This window comes from Demequina lutea (assembly GCF_013409005.1).
GTDB classification, from domain to species: Bacteria; Actinomycetota; Actinomycetes; order Actinomycetales; family Demequinaceae; genus Demequina; species Demequina lutea.
This window is the reverse complement of record NZ_JACBZO010000001.1, coordinates 2,388,566-2,409,060: the sequence shown is the minus strand read 5'-3', so window position 1 is coordinate 2,409,060 and position 20,495 is coordinate 2,388,566. Positions and strand designations below refer to the sequence as shown.

The window sequence follows — 20,495 nt, the reverse complement described above, 5'->3', positions numbered from 1 at the left end:
TGTGGCCTCGGGCCTCGCGGGACCCAATGAGGGATTAATCTCATGCTCCCCGCAGGGGCTCTCGAGGCCCTACGCTCTCAAGTAAACGCGCGCCGATGCCGAAGGAGGGACCGTGAGTGAACAACCCCCCGTGTCCGTGATCCCGTTGTTGCACGCCCTCGCGTCGACGGGTGGATCCGACCTGCACTGCAAGGTGGGCTCGCCCCCGCGTATCAGGGTCGATGGAAGGCTACGCAAGCTTCAGGTCGCGCCCTTGCGTGCGGATGACACGCGAAACATGGTCGCGCAGGTGCTTCCCGAAGACCTCGTGGCGCAGTTCCGCGACACGCACGAAGCAGACTTCGCGTTCTCCTTGTCCGGCGTCGGCCGATTCCGCGTCAACGCGTACGTGGCGCGCGGCGCGGACTGCCTCGTATTCCGCCGTGTAGCCGTGGGTGCGCAGCCGATGGAGGAACTCGGAATTCCGACGGTTGTCTCCGACCTCGCGCTTGAGCCCCGCGGACTCGTGTTGGTGACGGGCCCGACGGGTTCGGGCAAGACCACCACGCTTGCGTCCATGGTCGACCTGATCAACACGTACCGCGAGGTCAACATCATCACGATCGAGGACCCGATCGAGGTTCTCCACGCTGACAAGAAGTCGATCATCAGCCAGCGCGAGGTGCGTTCGGACACGCTGGACTTCCAAAATGCGTTGCGTGGCGCCATGCGCCAGGACCCCGACGTCATCATGGTGGGCGAAATGCGCGACATCGAGACGGTGCGCGCGGCGCTGTCCGCGGCTGAGACCGGCCATCTCGTGCTCGCTACGCTCCACACGGTGGACGCGCAGGACACCATCAATCGCGTCGTCGACTTCTTCACGCCCCACGAGCAGCAGCAGGTGCGCTCGACGCTTGCCCAGACGCTCAGGGGCATCGTCTCCCAGCGCCTCGTGCGCAGGAGCACCGGCACGGGGAGGGCGCTCGTCTGCGAGGTCATGATCAACCACGGCCGTACCGCCGAGGCGATCGTCGATCCGTCGTCCCAGCCTCCGATCGTTGACCTCATCGCGGACGGCGCGTACTACAAGATGCAGACCTTCGACCAGCATTTGTTCTTGCTCGTGAGCGACGGCGTCGTGACCTACGAGGACGCGATGGCGATCGCCTCGCGGCCCCAGGACCTCACCGTCAATCTTCGAGAAGCCGGAGTCCTGGCCTAGCCAGTGTCGAGACTGTCGTCCGCGGGATTGCGCGGCTCTCGCGTCGGCAGGAGGCTACTGCTCGACTACTGCTCGACGTTGTCGATGCCGAGCCACTCGTGCCAAGCGGAGTGGAGCACGAGCCACGCCATCAGGCCGTATCCAGCCTGGCGCGGCAAGTCGTCGTCGCCCATGTTGATGTCGGCCAACCACTGCTCGTGCCGAGCGAGGGGGCCGTACAAGTCCACGTAGGGCACGGCGCGGCGAGAAGCGGACTCCTCGCACAGGGCCGAGAGTTCGGCGATCGAGTCGTTGTCCTTAGGCAAGCCGGGAGGGGGGCCGGCGAGCATCGTCTGGAATCCAAGTGCCTTGGCGCGATCGAGCGCATTGGCAATATTGAGGCGCGTCATCGTCGGAGAGACGCCGCGCACTACGTCGTGGCGCCCCACGGCGAAGAGCACGGCGTTCGAGGTGGTCCCCACCCCGCCTTCGCCGATGCGTCGAAGCGCCTCGTCGTCCCATCGTGCGGTGAGTTCGCCCGTCGTCTCGCCTGGTACGGCCAGCGTGTGGAAGCGGAGTTCTGGTTTGTACGGCATCGTCCTCGCGGCGACACGGCCCGTCCATCCAAGTGCTTTGGGGTCCCCGTGGCCCGCTGCGAGTTCATCGCCCACGAAGAAGACGTTGGTCATGTGTCAAATGCCCTTGCGACGAGGTTGGCCTGTTCTTCCAGGTGCTTTGAGGCTAGTCCCGAAGCGGGCGAAGCGGATGCAGGGCGCGCCACGACGTCGATGGTCCTGCCCAACAATTGAGGCAGTGACAGAGAGATCGTGGCCCACGCGCCTTGGTTCTGTGGCTCCTCTTGGACCCACATGAAATCCGCTCCGTCGAACTGGTCAACGGCGCCGCGAATGCTCTCTCCGTCGAGTGGGTAGAGCTGCTCGAAGCGCACAATCGCCCTGGAATAGTCGCCCCTCTTCTCGCGCTCGGCAAGGAGGTCGTAATAGACCTTGCCCGAGCACATGAGCACGCGAGTCACGTGCGAGCCGAAGACGGCCCGGTCGGCGATGATCTCCTCAAATGTGCCTGTCGTGAAGTCTTCGACCGCGCTTGACGCGGCCTTGAGGCGAAGCATCGACTTCGGTGTGAACACGACGAGCGGCTTTCGTGGGCGGTTGTAGGCCTGGCGTCGCAGCAAGTGGAAGTACGACGCGGGGGTCGAGGGCATCGCCACGACGATGTTGTCTTCGGCGGCCATCTGCAGGAAGCGTTCGACTCGGGCGGACGAGTGGTCGGGGCCCTGTCCTTCAAAGCCGTGCGGCAAGAGGAGCACAACGGACGATGACTGGCCCCACTTCTGCTCGGCCGACGAGATGAACTCGTCCATGATGGTCTGGGCGCCGTTCACGAAGTCGCCGAACTGCGCCTCCCACACCACGAGGGCGTCGGGACGTTCGACGGAATACCCGTATTCGAAGCCGAGACAGCTGTACTCGCTCAGCGGTGAGTCGTAGATGTGCATGCGGCCCTGGTCGGAGGACAGGTAGAGCAGCGGAGTCCACTCGGCGCCGTTCGAGCGGTCATGGAACACTGCGTGCCTTTGCACAAACGTGCCGCGCCGCGCATCCTGACCCGCCATCCTGATGGGCACACCCTCCTGCAACAGGGTGCCGAACGCAATCAGTTCCCCATAGCCCCAGTCGATGCCGCCCTCGCGGCTCATGAGCTCACGTCGTTCGAGCAATTTCTCAAGTTTGGGGTGGACCTGGAAGCCCTCCGGCGGGCGCATGTGGGCGCGCCCGATTCTTTCGATCTGGCTGGCACTCACGGCGGTGCGCCAGCCGACCATCATGCCAGCATCGGACGACTGGGAGGAGGGGAGTTCGAGCCCGGCGACGGTTTCGGGGTGGGAGGCCTTGAAGCCCTCCCGCGTCTCGAGGAACACGCGCTCGAGTTGAGCTAGGTAGTCCTGCGACATTTGCTCGGCCTCGTCGGTGGTGATGTCGCCACGGCGAATCAGCGCCTCGGTGTACAGGTGGCGCACCGATCGCTTTGCCTCGATGAGGTCGTACATGCGCGGCTGAGTCATCGACGGGTCGTCGCCCTCGTTGTGGCCGCGGCGGCGGTAGCAGACCATGTCGACGATGACGTCTCGACCAAATTGTTCGCGGTATTCGAAGGCGAGGCGCGCGGCGCGCACACATGCCTCCGGGTCGTCTCCGTTCACGTGGAAGATGGGGATCTGGTAGCCCTTGGCGATGTCCGTGCAATAACGCGTGGAGCGGCTGTCTTGCGGTCCGGTGGTGAATCCCACCTGGTTGTTGATGATGACGTGGATGGTGCCGCCGGTCTTGTAGCCGCGCAGCTGGGCCATATTGAGTGTCTCTTGGACGATGCCCTGGCCAGCGAACGCCGCATCGCCGTGGATCAGGATGGGCAAGATGGGGTAGCCGTCCGTCGTCGTGTCGGCGCCCAAAGCGTCGAGCTTGGCGCGGACGGTGCCGAGCAGCACCGGGTTGACGGCCTCAAGGTGTGAGGGGTTGGCGGACAGATAGACCCTGGTCGTCTCGCCGGTGTCGGCAGTGAAGACGCCCTCGGTGCCGAGGTGGTACTTGACGTCCCCGGATCCCTGCACGGAGCCAGGAAGCGCCGTCCCGTCAAACTCGCTGAAGATCTGGGAGTACGACTTTCCGGCCAGGTTGGTCAACACGTTGAGGCGACCGCGGTGGGCCATGCCCACGCACACCTCGTGGATTCCGGCGCGTGCGGCAGACGACAGGATCGCGTCCATGAGGGGGATGAGGGATTCGCCGCCCTCGAGAGAGAAGCGTTTCTGGCCCACGTACTTGGTCTGCAGGAACGCCTCGAATGCCTCTGCGGCGTTGAGGCGACCAAGGATGCGCAAGTGCTCCTCGCGGGCGGGCTTGGTGTAGCCGTGCTCGAGCCGCTCTTGGAACCATGAGCGCTGCTGGCGGTCGGCAAGGTGCATGTACTCGACACCCATGGTGCGGCAGTACGCGTCGCGAAGCCTGCCGAGCACCTCGCGCATCTTCCAGCGATGTTGACCGGCAAATCCAGGGGTCGCGTACGAGCGGTCGAGGTCCCACAGGGTCAGGCCGTGCGTCTGCACGTCGAGGTCGGGGTGCCTGCGCGGGCGTGAACTCAGCGGATCGACGTCGGCCATGAGGTGTCCGCGCGAACGGTAGGCGTGAATCAGTTCGGCGATGCGAGCGGGCTTGCCCTGTTCCGTGTCCTCATCGGGCGTGGTGTCGGCAACCCAGCGCACGGGTTCGTAGGGCACGCGCAACGCCACGAACACCCGGTCATAGAATCCATCTAGGCCGAGCAGCTTCTTGTGAACGAGCCCCAGGAACTCGCCGGATTGGGCGCCCTGGATGACCCTGTGGTCGTACGTCGAGGTCAGCGTCAGCACCTTGGAAACGCCCAGGCGGGCGATCGTCTCGGCGGACGCGCCCTGGAACTCGGCGGGGTAGTCCATCGAGCCGACGCCGACGATCGCGCCCTGCCCTTGCATGAGGCGCGGCACGGAGTGGACGGTGCCGATGGTGCCCGGGTTGGTCAGGGAAAATGTCGTGCCTTGGAAATCGGATGGCTGGATCGTGCCCCCACGTGCATGGCTCACGAGCGCCTCGTAGGCGTCCCAGAACTGCGCGAAGTCCATGTCGTCGGCGCCCTTGATGTTGGGCACCAAGAGTTGCCGTTGGCCCTCCGACTTGGGAAGGTCGATCGCGAGGCCGAAGTTGACATGAGCCGGAGTCATGATGGCCGGCTTGCCGTTTTCGGTCGTGTACGCGACGTTCATTGCCGGGTATTCGGCGAGGGTTTCCACGATCGCGTAGCCGATGAGGTGAGTGAAGCTCACCTTGCCGCCGCGGGTCCGCGCCAAGTGGTTGTTCATCACCACCCTGTTGTCCATGAGGAGCTTGGCTGGCACCGTGCGCACGCTCGTCGCGGTGGGCACGTCGAGGCTTGCCTCCATGTTGGCGACGACTCTCGCGGCGGGTCCGCGCAAGCGCTCGACACCTTGGTGCACATCGGTGTGGAGCCGTTGGGGGTGCTCGGGGCGCTGCAGGTATGCGGCGCTTGGGGCCACCGCCGTGGCAATGGGTTGGGTGGGCAGCAACTCGTGCTGCACGTCCGCTACGGGAGTGGGGGCCCGCTCGGTGACCGATGCGGGTGCCGACGCCTGGACGGCAGCGGCAGGAGGCGACTCTTCGGCAGGAGTCGCGTCGCTTGGTGGTTGTTCTGAAACTGGCTCAGCTGGCACAACGGTGGACGCATCGTCGCGTCCGGCGCCGCCGAGGACTAGCGACGCCACCGATGGCGCGCCGTCTACTCTTGCGACTGAAGTGCGGGCTTCCGAGTTGGGGTAGGTGGGGGACACAACCGGCCGCTCTCTTTCTCAACGTCGTCCGAGGAAAACAGGGATTTCCTTGTCATCCTCCAGCCTAAACGACCGCACCGGCCGCATCGTCGCGCTGTTTGGGGAAATCGTTACAAACTCTGAGGCTCGCAAGGACCTGCGGTGACAGAGGGCGCCCGGCTGTCTTGAGGGGCGCTCGGTTATGCTGAGTTCACGATGGCAGGCGAAAGGCGCACCTTGTGACGCAATGGCTCCTTGTCGCGCTCGGCGTGGGTCTCACGCTTGGCACGGCGCTTTTCGTCGCGGCCGAGTTCGCCTTTGTGGCCCTGGACCCGTCGAGCGTCGGTGACCAGGATCGAGCCACCCGCCGCGTCGGCACCGCCTTGAGATCGTTGTCTACCCAACTGTCGGGCGCTCAAGTGGGAATCACCTTCACGACAGTGCTATTGGGATATTCCGCGCAGCCCGCACTGGCGTTCCTTCTCCAGGGCCCCGCCGCCGCGACGCCCCTCGTGCGAGGAGCGTCGGTCACCGTTGCGACTGTCGTCGCGTTGGTCGTGGTCAATGCCTTCTCGATGATCGTCGGCGAACTCGTGCCAAAGAACGCCGCGATCGCCAATCCGTTGGGAACGGCCAAGGCGGTCGCCCCATTCATGCTCGCTTTCACCGTGGTACTCCGGCCGCTCATCGCCGCACTCAACGGCGCGGCGAACGCGGTCGTGAGGCTTGTTGGACTTGAGCCGCAAGAGGAGCTCGCTGGCGGGCGCTCGCGGCAAGAGCTTGCAGCGCTGGTGCGACGTTCCGCCGAGGTGGGGACCTTGTCGCCCGGAACGGCACTGCTTCTCAAGAACACTCTCGATCTCGATGACCTCGAGGCTGTCGACGTCATGACGGACCGAACGCGAATGCACACCGTCGGTGCCGACGCGTCGGCCGCCGATGTACTCGCGCTCGCCAGGGGCACGGGCCACTCGCGTTTTCCGGTGGTCGGCGAGGGCATCGACGACATCATTGGCCTGGTGCACGTGCGTCAAGCGATTGCGGTGAGCGCGCACGAGCGCGATACGACGGCAGCGCGGGATCTCATGGTCGCGGCACCCCGCGTTCCGGAGACGATGCCGCTGCGTCCGCTGCTGGTGGAGCTCAAGGATCTTGGATTGCAGTGCGCGGTGGTTGTCGACGAGTACGGAGGCACCGCAGGAATCGTCACTCTTGAGGACGTCGTGGAGGAGATTGTTGGTGAGGTCGCCGACGAGCACGACTCGCGTCGGGCCCAGGTCTTTAGGGCGCCAGGAGGTGCGTGGATCATTCCAGCCGTGCTGCGCCCGGATGAGGTGGCGGAACGCACCGGAATCACGCTTCCCACTTCCCACGTGTACGAGACGGTGGGAGGGCTCGTCATGGCGACGCTCGGCAGGCTTCCAAGGAACGGAGACGTCGTCGAACTCGACGCAGTGACGCTCACGGTCGAGCGTATGGAGGGTCGACGAATCGACCGCTTGCGGGCCGTAGTCGCTCCGGTCGAGGCGGCGCCATGAATATAGGTCTCGTTTTCGGCGTGATCGGGCTGCTGCTTGCCAATGCGTTCTTCGTCGGCGCCGAGTTCGCGATCATTTCCGCTCGTCGCAGTTCGATCGAGCCGCTCGCCCAATCGGGGTCTCGTGCGGCCCACACGGTGTTGTGGGCCATGGAAAACGTGTCGCTCATGCTCGCCACGGCGCAATTGGGCATCACGGTGTGTTCCGTTTCGCTGGGCATCGTTGCGGAACCCGCTATCGCCCACTCCCTTGAGGGGGTGCTCCACGGCGGCATCTCGGAGGCCGTCGCACATAGCATCGCAGTGGCGTTTGCGCTGTTCATCATCGTGGGGCTCCATGTGATCTTCGGCGAAATGGTGCCCAAGAACGCGGCGGTATCGAGCCCTGACAAGGCCGCGCTCCTGTTTGGTCCTCCCCTCGTGTGGATCGCGCGCATCGCAAGACCGCTCATCGCGGTCCTGAACGCGATGGCGAACGCGCTACTGAGGCTCATCGGCGTTGAACCGCGCGATGAGGTGACGTCCGCTTTTACGGCCGCTGAAGTGCAGTCAATCGTCGAGCGGTCAAGCCAAGAAGGCACGCTCACCGACGCGGAGGGCCTGCTCCAGGGGGCGATCGAGTTTTCGGATCACACGGCCGTCGACGTCATGGTTCCGCTGGATGACGTGGTGTGTGTGCGTGCGGGGGCGTCTGCTGAGGCGCTTGAGTTGCTGTGTGTCGAGACCGGCTATTCGCGCTTTCCGGTTCGCGACGCAGACGACACGGTGGTGGGCTATATGCACATCAAGGACGCGCTCCAGGTGCGCCCTGGGGAGCGGGAAGAACCCATGGCGGACTGGCGCATCCGGGACATCGCCGAAGTTGACGTTGACGAAGAGGTGGAGTCTGTTCTTGCGAGAATGAGGAGGTCCGGCGCGCACGTCGCCCTCGTCCGCCGAGACGCTTCGGTTGCGGGGGTAGTGTTCCTTGAGGACATCATCGAGGAGCTTGTAGGAGAAGTCCGGGACATTGTTGCCAGGTTCGAGGGCGACTAGTCGGGGTCCTGGGACTGGCCACAAAGGTCACAGAATGGTTACACTGCATCAGTACCGCCCGGTTGCACGTTGGGTGGATGGCGGGGGCCGGACGGATTTTCGGAGGGCGCGAGTGACAGCAGATACCTCTCTGCGGCTCGACGCTGGCGACCCCAATCCAGATATTGACCAGGTCATGAGTCTTTTGAGTGATACCACCGGACCGTCTACAGGGTCTTTGTCGTCCGCAGACACTTTGTTGTCCATGGGCACTTTGTTGTCCACAGATCTGGTGTCGACTGATTCTCTGTCCCTTTTCGTCGGCAACACGGCCGTCACGGGTGTGATCCCCGCGGGTCCATACCGCCCCATTGCTCAGCCGGTGGCCGCCACCCGCAGGTTTGCGGCGTCGCGCAGGATCAAGCGCCTCACGGAGACGCGCGAAATCAGAGTTCGCACCACACACAAGCGCCGCAAGTTTGTCGCCCGTGGCGGAGTGCTCGCTGGCTTCGGCTTGGCAATGGTCGTCTATCCGATTATGGGCAATGTGGTTGAGTATCACCGCAACGCCGCGGAGGCGGTCCCAGGTGTCGTCCTTGGCCAGAACCCGACGACGGGCCGCGCCCTGTTGGGTGACGGCCCCGTGTTGATTCCCACGGTGCTCGCCCTCCCAACCATCGACGAGAAGTCCAAGCTCGCCGCGATGGCCGACACGGCCTACATCGGCAGCTCACTGCTTCCCAATTGTGCCCTTCCTGTCAGTTTTGATGGCGAGGTCAACGGCGAGTTGGGCCTCGACCAGTTGTGCCTCTTGCCAGACGGAAAGAACTACTTGCGCGCTGACGCGGCCCAGAATTTCGCCCAAATGAACGCGCAGTTCAAGGCCGCGTTCGGCAGGGACATTTGCCTCCTTCAGGGCTACCGTACCTACGCCCAACAGGTGCAGATGAAGGCCACCCGCGGTTACTTGGCGGCGTCTCCCGGAACCTCGATGCACGGCTTCGGCGTGGCATTTGACTTGTGCGGTGGCGATGACCACGGCGCGCCGGACGCGTGGTTAAAACAGAACGCCGCCACGTACGGTTTCGACCACCCAGACTGGGCCGTGTTCCGCACGTACGAGCCGTGGCACTGGGAGTACAAGCCCGCGACGGACGCCATCTACGCCTCGAGAGGAATCACCGGGGTCGCCGATGGCGGAACGACAGCCATAGCTCCTGCACCTGCGACGACTGCACCTGCGACGACTGCACCTGCGACGACTGCACCTGCCTCGCCTGCACCTGTGGCGAAGGCCCCCGCGACGACGGCACCCGCCTCGCCTGCACCAGCGGCGACGAAGCCGGCGCCTGCACCGTAGCGACGAGGCAGGCGACTGCACCGTAGCGACGAGGCAGGCGACTGCACCGTAGCGACGAGGCAGGCGACTGCACCGTAGCGACGAGGCAGGCGACTGCACCGTAGTGACGATCCGGCGCGGTGAGTTTCCTGATCCCGCGAAGTGTCAACCGACCGCACGGTCCGCGAAGTCGTTGATGTGCTTCTGCAAGCCGGAGTCGGCCGTCACCGACACGGAGAAGGAGTTGCCGTGGTTCACGGTGCGCTCGGTGCGACTGATCCAGGGTCCGCCGCCGTTGATCGAGCAACCGACGAGCGCTCCTGCCGCGAATGCGGCGATCGCCAAGATGAAAAGTAGGTGGCACGCCTTCACGTGTTCTCCCTCGTAGACCTTCCGAAAGCACGTTGGCCAGGGTCGGCGACGCTCGGCATCGTCCGGGGGAGTGAATCGTGCGGGGACCGCGTGGGGGAGGACCTCTGTCAACGATGTCCCGACACATCGGTCAACGATGTCTTGAGACATCACAAGTGTGCCCTCGACAGGAATCGAACCTGCGACCTACGGTACCGGAAACCGGCGCTCTATCCTCTGAGCTACGAGGGCGACGATGACAGGGTACCAGCGGGCTCCCACTGGGCTTGCCGTCCGAGTGGCGTCGCACGCATCGGCCGCAGACCCAGGCGCGGATAGACTCGTACTGTGACCCCTGAAGAGCTTTCCGCGACCATTGCCGTCTGCATCGAGGAGGGCATCGCCGTCGGCGAGTTCGCTCTCACCAATGAGGACATCGTTGAGGTGCGCGTCGAGCGCCCGAAGGTGCGAGAGCACGGGGACTGGTCGACCAACGTCGCCATGCAACTCGCCAAGAAGGCGGGCACCAGCCCGCGTGCCTTCGCGGAGGCGCTCGCGGCGCGCTTGGTGACGGTAGACGGCATCGGCGTGGCCGACGTCGCGGGGCCGGGCTTCCTCAACATTCGCCTCACGGCGGGTGCCGCCGGGGAACTTGCTCGGGCGATCGTCGAGGCGGGAGACGACTTTGGGCGCGGCGTCTCCTTCGAGGGCACGCACGTCAACGTGGAGTTCGTTTCGGCCAACCCGACGGGCCCCATCCACTTGGGCGGCACGCGCTGGGCCGCAGTGGGCGACTCGCTCAGCAGACTGCTCGAATTCCACGGCGCGAAGGTGACGCGCGAGTACTATTTCAACGACCACGGAGTGCAGATCGACCGCTTTGCCGCTTCACTGCTTGCGGCGATCAAGGGTGAGGACGCGCCCGAGGACGGCTACGGGGGACAGTACATTCTCGACATCGCCGACCAGATCCTCGTCGATGCCATGGAGGTGGGCGAGACGAATCCGCTCGAACTCCCGCACGACGAGGCCCTCGAGTTCTTCCGCTCACGCGGGACGCTGCTCATGTTCGCCCAGATCAAGCAGTCGCTCAAGGACTTCGGTGTCGAGTTTGACGTGTACTTCCACGAGAACTCGCTGCACGAGTCCGGCAAGGTCGACCGCGCACTCAAGGAACTCAAGGCCTCAGGCTCGCTGTACGAGGCCGAGGGTGCCTGGTGGCTGCGATCGAGCGAGTTTGGCGACGAGAAGGACCGCGTGGTCATCAAGTCCGACGGCAACGCCGCGTACATCGCGGGCGACATCGCGTACATCCGCGACAAGCGCGAGCGCGGCGCGGACCTGTGCATCTTCTTGCTTGGCGCCGACCACCACGGTTACATCGCTCGCCTCAAGGCGGCCGCGGCCGCGCTCGGCTATGACCCCGACTCGGTCGAGGTCATCATCGGGCAGATGGTCAACCTGGTAAAGGACGGCCTTCCCGTGCGGATGTCAAAGCGCGCAGGCAACGTCGTGACGATGGAGGACCTCGTCGAGAACGTCGGCGTCGACGCGGCGCGGTATGCGCTCGCGCGTTCCTCGGCGGACTCGACTCTCGACATCGACGTTGACCTGCTCGCGTCGTCGTCGAATGCCAACCCCGTCTTCTACGTCCAGTACGCCCACGCGCGCACATGCGGAGTGGCGCGCAATGCCGCCGAATACGGCATTAACAGGGACGATGCCTTCGACGCCACGCTGCTGACGCACGAGTCGGAGTCGGCACTTCTCGGCCTGCTGAGCGAGTTCCCGCGCGTCGTCGCCCAGGCGGTCGACCTGCGCGAGCAGCACCGCGTGGCCCGCTATCTCGAGGAAGTGGCCGCCGCGTTCAACCAGTGGTACGACCGCACGCGCGTCACCCCGCAGGGCGACGAGGACGTCACTGACCTCAACCGCACGCGCCTGTGGCTCAACGACGCGACCGGCCAGGTGCTGCGCAACGGCCTGGGCCTGCTCGGCGTCGGCGCCCCCGAGAGGATGTAGCCGTGCCCGTCTGGTCGGCGACCGTGGTGCGCACCGACGATGGCGCGCTGGGCGTTGGCGGCTGCGACGTGCGGGCGCTTGCCGCCGAGTACGGCACGCCGGTCTACGTCGTCGACGAGGCCGACTTCCGCGCGCGCGCCGCGGGTTTTCGCGACCACTTTGCGGCCGCCTTCGGTCGCCACGGCGCGCACTGCGACGTGTTCTACGCGTCCAAGGCACTGCTGAGTTCGCAGATCGCTGGCTGGGTGCTCGACGAGGGCCTCGGCATCGATGTGGCGAGTGGCGGAGAGCTCGAGCTCGCGTTGCGCGGCGGCGCCCCCGGTGCCCGTATCACGCTGCACGGCAACAACAAGTCCGATGCCGAACTGATCCGTGCGCTCGAGGTGGGCGTCGGCCGCATCGTCGTCGACTCGATGACGGAGATCGGGGTGCTTGACGCGCTCGCCGCCGCCGCCGGTGTGGTCGCTCCCGTGCTGATTCGCGTGACGACGGGCGTGCACGCCGGTGGCCACGAATACATCGCCACCTCGCATGAGGACCAGAAGTTCGGGCTGTCGCTCGCGACCGGCGCGGCGCTCGATGCGCTGCGCGCAGTGCACGCCTCGCCGCACCTTGAGCTGCTCGGGATCCACACGCACATCGGTAGCCAGATCCTGTCGATCGGGGCCTTCAAGGATTCGGCCGAGCGGATGCTGCGCCTGCGCGCCGACTTTGCCGCCGAGACCGGCTTCGAGATGCCCGAGGTGGACCTGGGCGGCGGATACGCGATTGCGTACACGCCCGAGTCGGAGTCGATGGACGTCGAGAAGGCGTCCCTCGAGATCGCCGACGTCGTGGCGCAGGGCGTCGACGCGGCGGGCGGCGGCTGGCCGCACATCTCAATCGAGCCGGGAAGGGGTATTGCCGGGCCCGCGGGCATGACGCTCTACACCGTCGGCGTCACCAAGAACGTGTCGCTCGAAGAGGGCGGCCAGCGGCAGTACGTCGCGGTCGACGGCGGCATGAGCGACAACATGCGCACCATCACGTATGGCGCGGAGTACACCGCGGCGATCGCGTCGCGGGTGTCGTCGGCGCCGCCCGTGCTGTCCCGCGTCGTGGGAAAGCACTGCGAGTCGGGCGACATCCTCGTGCGCGACGTTCAGTTGCCATCCGACATCGCGCGCGGGGACCTGCTCGCGGTGCCCGCGACGGGCGCCTATGGCCGCGTCATGGCGAGCAACTACAACTCGGTGCTCCGGCCCGCGGTCGTTGGGGTGCGGGACGGGAAGTCGCGCGTGTTGATCAGGCGCGATACCTTGGCTGACCTGCTCGATTGGGACGTTCTTTGAGCGCGTGAGCGGTGACCCGCCGTGGTAAGAGGCGCATACTTGAAGTGGCTCCAACGTTCGACTTCGCCCCCCGTGGGGCCACGCGAGTGGCTCGTGCCGCTTGCACAAGGGACACACGAAGGAGGTTCGACTCATGAGCGAGTCAACGGAGAGCGAAGAGCAGTTCCAAAAGGCCACGCTGGCACTTGAGGCGATTGCGGAAGAGACCGAGCACGAGCGTGGAGTTCACGACGGAAAGAAGTTCGTGTTGCCCGAGGGTCAGCACGAGATCGAACCGCTGAAGGGCCCTCACCACACTCCTGCGGAGTAGCGGCCTACCGTGAGGGCGGTGCTGCGGCGGTTAGGTCCTGCCCGGCGCCGCGTCTAGAGCCAGGGCGAAACGATGCCGAACTCGTCGGCGACGGAGCGGATCTCGGCCTTGGACAGGCCCTCCGCGCGGCCGCCTGCAACGATATCCATGTACTCGTAATGCGCGGCGGTTTCCGCATACTCGACGCGGTCGACGGCGCGATACACGGAGACATCCGAGCGGGACATGGTGCCGTGCTTGCTCCACAGGACGATCTCGTGCTCACGGAGCCCCGCGACATTGGCCAGACCCATCTCGACAGAGCCGGGGATCATAAATTCGAGTACTCCGATGCCTTGCGAAAGACTCACGATGGTCTCCGGCTCCCAGCGCAGGATCGCGGCGTTTATGCGGGCCGTGTCGCGGTAGGCGGGGATGTGGCTGAGATACGTCAGGTGCGGCGGCTGGGCGTGAACCACGGCGTGAAAGTCGATACCACGGCGCGCCACCTGGTCCTGGTGCACGGCGAGGTGCGAGTTGAACTCGGACGTGAGCCTTGCGAATCGGCGGGTGTTCGACGTGTACAGAGTGCCCGTGACGCCATCGGCGTGCACGCGCACGGCTCCGATGGCGGACAGGGGTTCGTCCTTGATCTGGCGAAGACGACGGCCGGAACCGGTGACAAGCAGGGTTCCGCCTGCGAGCGCGGGTGCGGGATCGGGGAGGGTCATCTCCTCGGCGTTCGGGAAGTGGCGGCGGACCTCGATATCCCAGCCGATGTAGAGCGAGATGTTGCCCGCTCCGGCCTCGGAGGCGTCGATGTCGCAGATGCGGGCACCCGATTCGCCCATCTGGGCGATGAGCTCGTCGATGGTGGGGCGGGGCTGGTCGGTGGCCATGCGGGTTCTCCTTGGTTGGGCGCGCGACGCCGGTGTCGTGGTCGATACATGCCGAGATGAAACGATTCAATCACGCTCGAACGAAGGGGGAGTGCGCCCAACGTCCTTATCCGAGGAAGCTCGCGTTTGCGCCTCCTGGCGCGACTAGAGCGAACTGATGGTGTTGTAAGCCGTCGAGAGTTGCACACCAGGCCCGGGGGAGTGACCACGAGCACCCCGACAGCGGCTTACCACCTCGTACTCCTACGGCAAGGTGTATGTGTTCAGCGGCCGGCCGGTGCCGCCGTACGTGAGGTCCAGGATGAGCAGGCCCCGACGCTCCAGTGCGCCGAGGTAGCGCTGGGCCGTCGGGCGGCTGACGCCGAGTTGGTCAGCGATCTCCGCCGCGCCGACCGGACCACCGGCGGTGCGGACGGCGTTGAGCACCTTCTGCATGGTGGGCTGCAGGCGTGGTGTCAGGGTGGCGGGGCTGATCCCAACCGAGCGAGAGTTGTAGAGGCTGTCCACGGTTGCCTGGTTTGCGGTTGAGGCGGATGCCAACTCCTGACGCCACGTCCGGTACGCCTCCAACTGTGTTCGGAGCCGGTCGAAGCTAAATGGCTTCACGAGGTAATAGACCGCTCCGCTGGTCATCGCCGACTTGACGGTGGCCACGTCCTGGGCGGCAGTGATGATGATGCAATCAACCTGGGTTCCCGCCGCCTGCAGGGATCGCAGCAGGGAGAGCCCATCTTCGTCTGGGAGGTGCACATCCAGCAGGAGCAGGTCAGGGTCCAGACGAGCGATTGCCTCCCGCGCGGTTGCGGCGTTGTATGCCTGGCCCACGCATTCAAAGCCGTCGACCTTAGCCACGTGGGCCGCGTGAATTCCGGCGACCCTGAAATCGTCGTCAATCACCAGTGTCTTGATCAACGCCTGCGCGCGCTTACCTGAGCCGCTCGCGGCGCCTGGTCCGATAGTCACACGTCAAAGGTACCTCCGGCTGCGATATCACCTAAGGGGGCTCACCGGCCACGGCATGCCGACCGCGCACTTGCCCTGTTGCGGAAAACGCACACAACGTGCACTTGCGCGGAAAAGACGAACAACTGACTGAAGCCTTCCGGCACCAACGATCACCTCTTAGCGTTCACGGTAACTTCCGTGGTCCCCTCACGGTCGTGAAGCGAAAGACAAAGAGGTCTTTGCACATGGATGCTCATTTTGCGCACCGGCCGCCCGCTGACCGCGTGAGAGTCGACGAAGCGGCAGGAATCGACATTCGCGGCCTGACGAAGCGGTACCTCACGCCGAAGGGCGAGACGTTCACTGCTATCCAGGATGTGACGCTCACCGTCGAACCCGGCCAGTTCTGCGCCATCGTCGGGCCGACCGGCTGCGGAAAGTCCACGACGCTGGCGCAGATCTCCGGTTTGGAGCGGCCAAGCGCCGGCTCGGTGAGAGTCCGCGATCAGATCGTCGATGGCGTCACCAGCGGCGTCAGTTACATGTTTCAGGCGGATGCGCTCTTCCCCTGGAAGACCGTCCTCGACAATGTGTCGATCGGCCCCGTGCTTCTCGGCACGCCCAAGCGAGAAGCCACCACGCTCGCCATGGATTGGCTGCGCCGTGTTGGCCTGACCGGCTTCGAGGACCGCTTCCCGCACCAGCTGTCCGGCGGCATGCGCAAACGCGTCGCCATGGCAGCGGCACTGATCAACAATCCAAGAATCTTGTTGATGGACGAGCCGTTTGGCGCTCTCGACGTGCAAACCAAGGCCATCATGCAGAACGAACTGCTCCACCTCTGGGAGGAGCTGCGTCCATCTGTCTTGTTCATCACGCATGATCTCGACGAGGCGGTGGCGCTCTCCGATCGGGTAGTCATCATGACGAGCAGCCCTGGCACGATCAAGGACGTCTTCGATATCGACCTTCCCAGGCCGCGTGGCAACGTCCAGCAGATCCGTCATGAGAAGCGCTTCCTAGAGATACAGAGCCGGATATGGGAGTCCCTGAAGGACGAGGTCACCCGTGCCTATGAGCAAACTGCAGGTTCAGCAGCATGACTACCACCATGCTCAAAGACTCTCTCGCCCAGGAGGAGGCGGCTGAACTTCGGTTCTCTGCTCGGCGTGCCATGAAGAGGCGCGCGACATCGATCTGGCTTGGCCGGATCGGCTTCGCGGTGTTCATGATCGGGGGCTGGCAATGGTTCACCACTGAAGGGTGGGTCGACAAGTTCTTCTTCGGCCAGCCCACCGAAGTCTGGAACAGCTTGTTCCGGCTCTTCACCAAGGGCACGGTATTCGGCAGCATCTGGCTCAACCTCCGGATCACCATGGAAGAGGCGCTCTACGGCTTCGCTTTGGGCACGGTCGTGGGCGTCGTCCTTGGCATCCTCTTGGGTTCCAATAAGTACTTGTCTGCAGTCGCCGGCCCCTACATCCGCATGTTGAACGCCATCCCCCGCATCGTGCTTGGGTCGATCTTCTTCGTGGCATTCGGGTTCGGGATATTCCCCAAGGTGCTACTCGCGGCGGTGCTGGTCTTCTTTGTGGTCTTCTTCAACGCCTTCCAGGGCGTTCGAGAGGTAGACCCGAATCTGGTCGCGAACGTGCGCGTCTTGGGTGCATCGCCGCTTCAGGTCGCCGCCCATGTGACCATCCCCTCCGCGATGACATGGATCATCGCGAGCCTGCACACGGCATTCGGCTTCGCGATCGTCGGCGCGCTCGTCGCAGAGGTGCTCGGTGCCCAGCATGGAATCGGGCTGCTCATCACCGAGGCGCAGAACACGTTTGATCCCAACACCGTCTTTGCCTGCATGGTGATCATCGCTGTGGTCACTCTCGTGGCGGAGTACCTCATCACGTTGCTGGAGCGTTCGCTCCCGAAGTGGCGCCCACCGAACCGCTCCGAGGCCCACGCGATCTGACGATCGCCACGACTCATTGCACTGAGAACGCCCGAACTCTCGGGAAAGTCACAAGGAAAGGGACACGCACGATGAAGCACAAGATCTACGCGGTAGCCGCTACCGGAGCGATTGCGCTCACCCTCGCGGCCTGTAGCACCAACTCACCCGCCGCCAGCACTAGCGCCCCAGGGGCCAGCGCGAGTTCAACCGCCACTTCCACCGCGATGCCCACGGTCAAGATGATGGTGGGAGGCATCGACAAGCAGATCTACCTGCCGTATCAGCTCGCCGAAAGTCTGGGCTTCTACAAGAAGTACGGAGTCAACGTCGAACTCTCTACCGAAACGAAGGGCGGCGTCGGAGCGGAAGACGCGATGGCCTCCGGCAGCGTCGACATGGCTGGCGCTTGGTACGTCCACACCATCGACTTCCAGTCCAAGGGCAAGGACGTGATCAACATCATTCAGCTCTCTGGAGCTCCGGGCGAACGAGAGATGTGCGCCACCAAGAGTGGTGTTCATGCGCCAGCCGACTTCAAGGGCAAGACCATGGGCGTCACGGACCTTGGTTCCGGAACCGACGAACTGACCCAGTTCATCGCCTCCCAAGGTGGCGTCACCAGGAACGACTACACGACCCAGGCGGTGGGTGCCGGTGCGACCGCAATCGCCGCAATCCAGCAGGGTGCCGTGGACTGTGTGATGACCACCCAACCCACCGTCGGTGCTCTGACCGACAAGGGTCTGGCCTATAGCGCCATTGATCTGGCCACCGCGGACGGTGCCAAGGCCACCCTCGGAGGTGACTGGCCCGCGGCCGGCCTGCTCGCTCAAGCGGACTGGGTGAACTCCCACGAGGATGCCGTCCAGAAGGTGGTAGACGCGTTGGTCGACACCATGCACTGGATCGACACCCACACGGCAACGGACATCGCCAACGCGCTGCCGGCCGACTTTGTCGAGAACAGCACCATTAGCAAGGACAAGTACATTGCCGGGCTCACCACGGACAAGGGTCAGTTCCTGCCTGACGGCATCATGCCAGCCGGTGGACCGAAGGTGATCTTCGCCATGGAGAAGGCAAATGGTGTCGACACCTCCAAGGTCACCATCGCCAACACCTTCACCAACAAGTACGCCATCGCCGCGAACAAGCTCGAGGGCTACACCACCACGACGACGCCTGCAGGCGCCGACGGATGACGCAGCCTCCTCCTCACGGGCACAGACACGTCAACGTCACCATTGAGTGACACCTCGCGATCGGCCTGCGTGGTTCTCCACGCAGGCCGATCCGACCTGTCCTGTCCGTCGGCTGAAGAACGGGCACCGCTAGCAGCCGAGCCCCACCGTCGTCGGCCTTCGAAAAGCGATGGCGAAGGCGGCCGCGCACCACTCACCCCGCCGCGTTGGCCCCAACGCGGCGGGGTCGCGCGGCGGGATCACCTGTGAGAGTTGGAGCTGATACCTACGAAACGGGTGGCTCTATGCCTGTTTTTCAGCCATCCTGGGGTATGCGTCTGCACAGTAACGCGCTCTCGTCGCGAATTCTGGTTGCCGTGTTGGCAATCATCGCCGTCACGATGGCGATCGGGTTGGGGCTTTATGCTTCCCTGGCCAGGTCGACCGCCGACAGCAACGCAAGGCAGCGCGCGTCGGACATCGCGGCTGCCGTGGGCGACATGGAGGTGGTATCGACCGCGCTGGCCGCCGGAGACCCCCAAGGCATCATCCGTGGAGTTGCAGACAAAGTGGTGAAAGACACCGGCGCCGCGTACGTCGTGGTGATCGACGCAAACGGGACCCGCTACTCCCATCCCAACCCGGCGCTGATCGGAAAGCGGGTCGAGGAGCCGGTCGTTGCCCTCGACGGTCACATCCACACGGGAGTGAACAATGGCAGCCTCGGCCGGTCGGCGAACGCGCGCGCCCCGATCCGCGACAGCAGCGGAAAGCCCATCGGTGAGGTCTCGGTCGGGATCCTCGCGACCAAGGTGACGGCGCAGTTGGATCAGGCGCTGTTGCCCGCGATCCTCTACACCGGGTTGGCGCTGGCGGTGGGCTTCGTGGCGTCCCTGATCCTGGCACGGGCGATCAAACGGGCGACGTTCGGCCTCGAGCCAGCCGAGATCGTAGCCCTAGTCCAGGAGCGCGAAGCGACCCTGCACGGCATCCGCGAGGGCGTCATCGCTTTCGATACGCAGGGTCGAGTCAACGTGCTCAACGACGAAGCACGAAGGCTTCTCGGGATTGCCGGCGCCACGGTGGGGCAGCGACTCGACGATCTCGTGCCGCAGGGCCGGCTGCACGACATCCTTTCCGGAGTGGTGTCGGACGCCGACGCCGTGGCGGTCACCGACGAGAATCTGCTGGTGATTAATCGGATGCCGGTGACGGTGGCTGGGCGCGAGACGGGATGGGTGGTGACCATCAGGGACCGCACCGAGATGGAGGCACTGTTGAGACAGCTGGACTCGGTGGAGAGCATCACGAACGCGCTACGAGCCCAGGAACACGAGTACTCCAACCGCCTGCACGCGCTGTCCGGGCTGCTCGAACTGGGCGAGATCGAAGAGGCCACGGCGTACGCGGGTCAGTTGACCGCCCAGTCAGCCTTCGCGGCCCAAGAGATGCGGGACCGCATCGGCCCACCCGTAGTGGCCGCCCTCCTGCTTGCAAAGATGACCGTGGCTGCCGAACGGGGGGTCGAAGTGATGCTGGACCCCGAGAGTCGAATGCTCACAGGGGCCCGTGACCCCACCGCGCTGGTGACCATTTTGGGCAACCTCGTCGACAATGCCGTGGACGCGGTGGCAGGAGGCCCGAGTGACCGCCAACCTCGCCAGGTCATCGTGCACATCGAGGAATCCGACCAGGTAGTCAGTATTTCGGTGTCCGACACCGGGCCCGGCATTCCCCAAGATCAACTCGAGCAGGTCTTTGTCGACGGCTACTCGACGAAGACGCCAAGGGCGGGCCTGCATCGGGGCGTAGGACTCGCGTTGGTCCACCGCCTGGTTCTGCGCGCTGGGGGCTCGATAGTCGTCACCTCACAGGCTGGAGCACGGTTCGATGTCACGCTTCCGTTGGGCGGGCTGGACGGCGTGGGTGGATCGGCACCTTCGATAGGAATCGAACCGACGGCCTTCGGTACCGGAAACCGGCGCTCGATCCTCTGAGCACCGGGGGCTGACGCGGGTGAGCCCGCAGCAGTCGGGAACATCAGTAGGGGCCATCGCGGCTTGCAGAGC

General features: G+C 64.7%; 16 protein-coding genes and 1 tRNA gene. 11 read left to right on the top strand and 6 right to left on the bottom strand.

Annotated elements, in window-relative coordinates; genetic code table 11:
- Positions 1–112 precede the first annotated feature (112 nt).
- Positions 113–1,204, top strand: a complete 1,092-nt coding sequence (locus tag BKA03_RS11590; RefSeq protein WP_152649456.1) for a type IV pilus twitching motility protein PilT — start codon at positions 113–115, stop codon at positions 1,202–1,204.
- Between the two features lie 65 nt (positions 1,205–1,269).
- Here BKA03_RS11590 and BKA03_RS11585 read toward each other — a convergent pair whose 3' ends face one another.
- Positions 1,270–1,872 carry a GDSL-type esterase/lipase family protein gene (locus BKA03_RS11585; RefSeq protein WP_062074083.1) on the bottom strand — a complete coding sequence of 201 codons (603 nt, stop codon included), beginning with the start codon at positions 1,870–1,872 and terminating at the stop codon, positions 1,270–1,272.
- Positions 1,869–5,519, bottom strand: coding sequence for a multifunctional oxoglutarate decarboxylase/oxoglutarate dehydrogenase thiamine pyrophosphate-binding subunit/dihydrolipoyllysine-residue succinyltransferase subunit (locus BKA03_RS11580; protein WP_373366734.1), 3,651 nt, complete (start codon positions 5,517–5,519; stop codon positions 1,869–1,871). The genes BKA03_RS11585 and BKA03_RS11580 overlap by 4 nt, the downstream gene beginning before the upstream one ends.
- Before the next feature lie 284 nt (positions 5,520–5,803).
- Here BKA03_RS11580 and BKA03_RS15735 point away from each other — a divergent pair, with 284 nt between their 5' ends.
- From BKA03_RS15735 to BKA03_RS15585, 3 genes are all read left to right on the top strand, one after another.
- Entirely contained in the window at positions 5,804–7,102 is a 1,299-nt protein-coding gene (locus BKA03_RS15735) for a hemolysin family protein (RefSeq protein ID WP_062074082.1), read from the top strand.
- Positions 7,099–8,136 carry a hemolysin family protein gene (locus tag BKA03_RS11570; protein ID WP_062074081.1) on the top strand — a complete coding sequence of 346 codons (1,038 nt, stop codon included), beginning with the start codon at positions 7,099–7,101 and terminating at the stop codon, positions 8,134–8,136. Before BKA03_RS15735 ends, BKA03_RS11570 begins: the two co-directional genes overlap by 4 nt.
- Positions 8,137–8,407: 271 nt before the next feature.
- Positions 8,408–9,475 carry a M15 family metallopeptidase gene (locus tag BKA03_RS15585; RefSeq protein WP_218856028.1) on the top strand — a complete coding sequence of 356 codons (1,068 nt, stop codon included), beginning with the start codon at positions 8,408–8,410 and terminating at the stop codon, positions 9,473–9,475.
- 144 nt (positions 9,476–9,619) lie between these two features.
- Here BKA03_RS15585 and BKA03_RS11560 read toward each other — a convergent pair whose 3' ends face one another.
- Positions 9,620–9,826, bottom strand: a complete 207-nt coding sequence (locus BKA03_RS11560; RefSeq protein WP_062074079.1) for a hypothetical protein — start codon at positions 9,824–9,826, stop codon at positions 9,620–9,622.
- Between the two features lie 158 nt (positions 9,827–9,984).
- Positions 9,985–10,057, bottom strand: a tRNA-Arg gene (locus tag BKA03_RS11555).
- 96 nt (positions 10,058–10,153) lie between these two features.
- On the opposite strand from BKA03_RS11555, the gene argS reads away from it, so the two are divergent.
- The 3 genes from argS to BKA03_RS11540 all read left to right on the top strand — a co-directional run bounded on the left by argS (position 10,154) and on the right by BKA03_RS11540 (position 13,468).
- Positions 10,154–11,827: an arginine--tRNA ligase gene (argS, locus tag BKA03_RS11550; RefSeq protein WP_062074078.1), complete on the top strand. Its 1,674-nt coding sequence runs from the start codon at positions 10,154–10,156 to the stop codon at positions 11,825–11,827.
- Positions 11,828–11,829: 2 nt separating this feature from the next.
- Positions 11,830–13,158 carry a diaminopimelate decarboxylase gene (lysA, locus tag BKA03_RS11545; protein WP_062074077.1) on the top strand — a complete coding sequence of 443 codons (1,329 nt, stop codon included), beginning with the start codon at positions 11,830–11,832 and terminating at the stop codon, positions 13,156–13,158.
- 133 nt (positions 13,159–13,291) lie between these two features.
- Positions 13,292–13,468 (top strand): hypothetical protein, encoded by a 177-nt coding sequence (locus BKA03_RS11540; RefSeq protein WP_179398088.1) that lies wholly within the window; start codon positions 13,292–13,294, stop codon positions 13,466–13,468.
- 53 nt (positions 13,469–13,521) lie between these two features.
- Here BKA03_RS11540 and BKA03_RS11535 read toward each other — a convergent pair whose 3' ends face one another.
- Together BKA03_RS11535 and BKA03_RS11530 are read right to left on the bottom strand one after the other, a co-directional pair.
- The gene (locus BKA03_RS11535; RefSeq protein WP_062074076.1) at positions 13,522–14,346 is read right to left on the bottom strand and encodes a class II aldolase/adducin family protein; all 825 of its coding nucleotides are present in this window, start codon (positions 14,344–14,346) and stop codon (positions 13,522–13,524) included.
- 243 nt (positions 14,347–14,589) lie between these two features.
- The gene (locus tag BKA03_RS11530) at positions 14,590–15,309 is read right to left on the bottom strand and encodes a response regulator (RefSeq protein WP_202965704.1); all 720 of its coding nucleotides are present in this window, start codon (positions 15,307–15,309) and stop codon (positions 14,590–14,592) included.
- 227 nt (positions 15,310–15,536) lie between these two features.
- On the opposite strand from BKA03_RS11530, the gene BKA03_RS11525 reads away from it, so the two are divergent.
- The 4 genes from BKA03_RS11525 (at position 15,537) to BKA03_RS11510 (ending at position 20,423) form a co-directional block, all read left to right on the top strand.
- Positions 15,537–16,394, top strand: coding sequence for an ABC transporter ATP-binding protein (locus BKA03_RS11525; RefSeq protein ID WP_083971089.1), 858 nt, complete (start codon positions 15,537–15,539; stop codon positions 16,392–16,394).
- Positions 16,391–17,263: an ABC transporter permease gene (locus tag BKA03_RS11520; RefSeq protein ID WP_062074074.1), complete on the top strand. Its 873-nt coding sequence runs from the start codon at positions 16,391–16,393 to the stop codon at positions 17,261–17,263. Before BKA03_RS11525 ends, BKA03_RS11520 begins: the two co-directional genes overlap by 4 nt.
- A 71-nt stretch (positions 17,264–17,334) precedes the next feature.
- Entirely contained in the window at positions 17,335–18,447 is a 1,113-nt protein-coding gene (locus BKA03_RS11515) for an ABC transporter substrate-binding protein (RefSeq protein ID WP_062074073.1), read from the top strand.
- Positions 18,448–18,758: 311 nt separating this feature from the next.
- Positions 18,759–20,423, top strand: coding sequence for an ATP-binding protein (locus BKA03_RS11510; protein WP_083971086.1), 1,665 nt, complete (start codon positions 18,759–18,761; stop codon positions 20,421–20,423).
- Positions 20,424–20,495 lie beyond the last annotated feature (72 nt).